Source organism: Ancylobacter sp. VNQ12, from assembly GCF_049445835.1.
Classification (GTDB): Bacteria; Pseudomonadota; Alphaproteobacteria; order Rhizobiales; family Xanthobacteraceae; genus Ancylobacter.
Window position 1 is genome coordinate 1 of sequence record NZ_JBMSDU010000051.1, and the last position, 4,045, is coordinate 4,045.

A 4,045-nucleotide genomic window follows, 5' to 3' on the forward strand; every position below is an offset into this window, starting at 1 on the left:
TGTCAGCCGACCGTTTTTCATGAGACTGGCGATCGCTTATTTTCAATGGGTTAGCCGATTCAGAATTTGTGAGACCGAGTCGGATCTGCTGAGACGGAACCGTCACGCGATTCAGTTATGGTGAGACTAGATTGATCGACCATCCGCGTGAATAGGCATGGAACGCGACCAGCTCGACGAACAGGAATGGCAGAACGCGCTCAGGTATGCAGATGTTCTACGACGGATGCCACAACGCCCGAGTGCAGCTGATGTCGCGGACGCTATGGCGGAGCTTGCCGTCAGTCGCGCGACCTTATTTCGGTGGCTGAAGCGGTACCGGGCGGAGGAGCGCGCCACAGCGCTCGTTAGTCGAAAGCCAGGGCGGCGTGCCGGAATCGACGCCTTTGATCCTGCCCTGAAGGCGATCGTCGACCGCAACATCACGACATTCTACGCCACACCCGAGAAGCCCACGTTGACGCGCCTGTGGAAGCGAATCTCGGCCGATTGCCGGGTGAGCGAGTTGGCGCCGCCCTCAATCAGACGCCTGAAAGGATACCTTGCGACGTTCGATACGGAAGCTATGACGCGCCGTCGCGAGGGCAAGGCCCGGGCCGACGCGCAGTTCCTGGCACTACCCGGCGAGCTTTCAGCGCATCATCCGCTGCAGATCGTCCAGATCGATCATACGAAGGTCGACGTGACGGTGGTCGACCCGATCGAGAGGCAGCCGATCGGTCGACCAATCCTCACCATCGCGATCGATGTCTACACCCGAATGGTGCTGGGCTTTTACCTGTCTCTGGAGGCGCCGTCGGTGACGTCGGTGGCGCTTTGCTTGACGCACGCGATCATCGACAAGACCCGCTGGCTGCAGGATCGGGGGATTTCGCTGGATTGGCCGACGAGCGGCCTGCCCGAGTGCATTCATGTCGATAACGGCGCCGAATTCCACGCGCGCGCCTTCAAGCGCGGCTGTGACGACCACAATATCCTCGTTTCCTATCGTCCGCCGGGAACGCCCCGGTTTGGCGGGCACGTCGAACGCCTGATCGGCACGATGATGGGGGCGGTGCATCTGCTGCCCGGCACGCATTTCTCCAATGTGCAGGACCGGGGCGACTACGATCCCGAGGCGCGCGCCGTGATGACCATGCGCGAGCTCGAGGCCTGGCTGGCGCTGGAAATCATCGCCTACCATTCCGATCTGCACCGCGGTATCGGCCGGCCGCCCGGTGCGGCCTGGCACGAGGCCATATCCGGGCGCCCTCCGCGGCAGGTGCGCGATCCGCTCGCCTTCCTGATCGACTTTCTACCATTTGAGCCGCGTGTACTGCGGCGAACCGGCATCCACATCAACAACATCTGCTACTGGTCGGACAGCTTTGCGCCTTGGATTGGTAGGTGCAGCGACAAGGTTCTCGTCAAGTTCGATCCGCGGGATCTGCATCGGGTCTTCGTCAAGCTGGGTGGGAACTATCTGATGGCGCCCACGCGCAACCCTGGACGCCCGGCCATCACGCTGTGGGAGCAGAAGGCGGCGCTGCGCGTGCAGCGGGCGCGCGGCCGCCAGGAGATCGATGAGGAAGCGATCTTCCAGACGATCGCTGCGCAGCGTGCCCTGGTCGAACAGGCAACCCGGGACACCACACAAGCCCGCAGGCTGCGCGCGCGGCGCGCTCATCTGCAGGCAAGGCCAGCGCTTCCGGCAAGCGCGCCGGCGGACGAGCCGGTGATCGCCTTGCCGCATTTCCCTGTGGAGGTATGGGAATGACGGCTTATCCGCATCTCGATCCCGCCGTTCAGGCCTATGCCGATCTGCCCGCGCGGGAGCGCATCGAGCACATCCGGGTGGATCGATGGATCGACTATCCGCGTGCCCGCCAGGCGCTCGACAAGCTCGAAGAGCTGCTGTTGTTTCCCAAGCGCGCCCGCATGCCCAACCTGCTGATCTTCGGCGCCTCGGGCATGGGCAAGACGATGATTATCGAGAAGTTCGTGCGCGCTCATCCGCCTCGGTTCGATGAGCGCAGCGGAATCCATCACCGGCCTGTCATCGTCGTGCAGATGGTCCCCTCCCCGGATGAGGGGCGGTTTTATCATCGCCTTCTGTCGGTGATTGGCGCGCCGCCGCCAACCCGCGCCACACTCGGGCAGCTCGAAACGCAGGCGTTGCGGCTGCTTCAGGAAACCGCGCCACGCATGCTGATCATTGACGAGGTGCAGAACTTGATCGCCGGCACCTACCGGGAACAGCGCCGAATGCTCAATCTGCTGCGCTTCCTCGGTAACGAACTGCGGATTCCCCTGATCTGCCTTGGCTCGCACGAGGCGCGTGATGCGATCCGCGGCGATGCCCATCTCAACAGCCGCTTCGAGCCGTACGGCTTGCCGCCGTGGCGGCACGATGCCGACTTCCATGGCCTGATCGGAGGTCTCCTCTACTCCTTGCCTCTGCGCCTGCCGTCCGAGATGACGGACAGCGCGCTCAAGCGGCTTGTCGAGGCCAATGGCGGCATCACGGCATCGATCTTCCGGATGGTGATCGAGCTCGCCACGGATGCCATCCTCTCGGGAACCGAGCGGATCACGCCGACTGCGATCCTCGATCATCGTGTCGCCGCGCCGGCGACCTTCGCCGCGGCCTAAACCGTGACGGGGGAGGGGAGGGCGCCGCTGCCTATCGTGCCGCCGCCCTTTCGAGACGAGCGGCTGAGTTCCTGGCTGGAGCGGATCGCCGACGTCTATCTGGTGTCCCTGGACGAGCTGCAAGCGCATATTGGTTGCGTTCGTCCGGCATTGCAGCTTGAGTTCGAGCCTGTGCAGGCCGACATGGAGCGCATCGCAGTCGCGACGAACAGTTCGGCCGAACGTCTGTTCGCCATGACCTTCCGTGGCGCACCGCCGCGCTATCGCAGCCTGCTTCGACCCAGCTCCAGAGAGATTTGCCCGGCCTGCTCGCGCGGCACGCAACGACCGCAGCGTCTGAGAGGCTGGTCGTTTGCCTTTGCGTTCTGGTGCGATCGGCACCGTGAGCCACTATTCGGCGGCGAAATGAGCGGCGTCAGCGCGCTCGGCGATGAAGCATCAGGCCGTCGGGGCGCGGAAATCCTGCTTCAATGGGCAATGGAGAGGGAGATTGCCGCGATTCCTGTCGGCTCGGTGCTGTCGCTGCTGCTTTCGCCGTCTCGGAAATCGTCGCCTCCGGCACCGTGGGAACTCGCGTACTTGCCGCTCCCGCGTCAGCGCGATCCTTCCGTTCTGTCGCGACCCTGCCGGCGCCCGGTTCTGAGTGTCGTGGTGCCGGAATTCAGGGCTGCGGTGCCGACTAGCGATCAGCGTCTGTCTTCAACCATCGCCGATCTGCCGAGTGCGCCACGGGCGGAGAGGTACGCGCTTGCCATCGGCGTTGCCCGGGTCCTGAAGAATCCGGTCGACACGATCGTTCGTGTTCTGGAGGCTTCCGACGAGTTCGGCCAAAAGAAGGTAATGGCGCTGATCGAAGGATGGCCGGCGGCAATCCGCTACGCTGTCGGACGTGCCGCTCCCTGCACCAGGCACAGAGGGGAGGCCGGAAGAGCGGTGACAGGTGCCCGTATCAGCCATCAACGGGTTCAAGCGCTCTCCTGATCCCCAAAAAAGCTGGAGGCCCGCCAAGGCCGCTCAGAAGCCCGCAGGCGGCCACTAGCCGTTTTCCGATCCTTGCCTCGTCCAACCCGTTCGATCGGCCTCAGCGGCCTCCTGACGAGGTCGATGGAATGGGGTCTGCGTCTGCATCCGGCGACGTCCGCCGAACAGCAGGCTGTCTTCAAGATGTGCGAACCGCGCTTGGCCGGGCTTCCGCGCTGATCGGGGCGGTATTCCCGAGACAATGCCCATCCAAACCGGAAATCGTGAGACTGCGTAACAAGGCGCGCCTCTGGCTGGGAAAGGCGTCTGGAGACCAACGATTTCAGTCTGTTAGCAACGCGCCCAGCTCTGGATCTGGCAGGCTGTCTCACGAAAACCGCTTTAAAAAACGGCTCGACGGCGGCCGAGTCTCACGAATTCCGGTCTGCTGACA

General features: G+C 63.5%; 3 protein-coding genes. All 3 read left to right on the forward strand.

The genetic code is table 11. The annotated features are described in order from the left end of the window. Positions 1–157 precede the first annotated feature (157 nt). The 3 genes from ACO2RV_RS24905 to ACO2RV_RS24915 are packed head-to-tail and all read left to right on the forward strand — an operon-like array spanning position 158 to position 3,612. Positions 158–1,756: a Mu transposase C-terminal domain-containing protein gene (locus ACO2RV_RS24905; protein ID WP_423296888.1), complete on the forward strand. Its 1,599-nt coding sequence runs from the start codon at positions 158–160 to the stop codon at positions 1,754–1,756. Then, positions 1,753–2,631 (forward strand): TniB family NTP-binding protein, encoded by an 879-nt coding sequence (locus tag ACO2RV_RS24910; protein WP_371349231.1) that lies wholly within the window; start codon positions 1,753–1,755, stop codon positions 2,629–2,631. The genes ACO2RV_RS24905 and ACO2RV_RS24910 overlap by 4 nt, the downstream gene beginning before the upstream one ends. Positions 2,632–2,667: 36 nt before the next feature. Then, complete coding sequence (locus ACO2RV_RS24915; RefSeq protein WP_423296889.1) at positions 2,668–3,612, forward strand: TniQ family protein; 945 nt, start codon at positions 2,668–2,670, stop codon at positions 3,610–3,612. Positions 3,613–4,045: the final 433 nt, after the last annotated feature.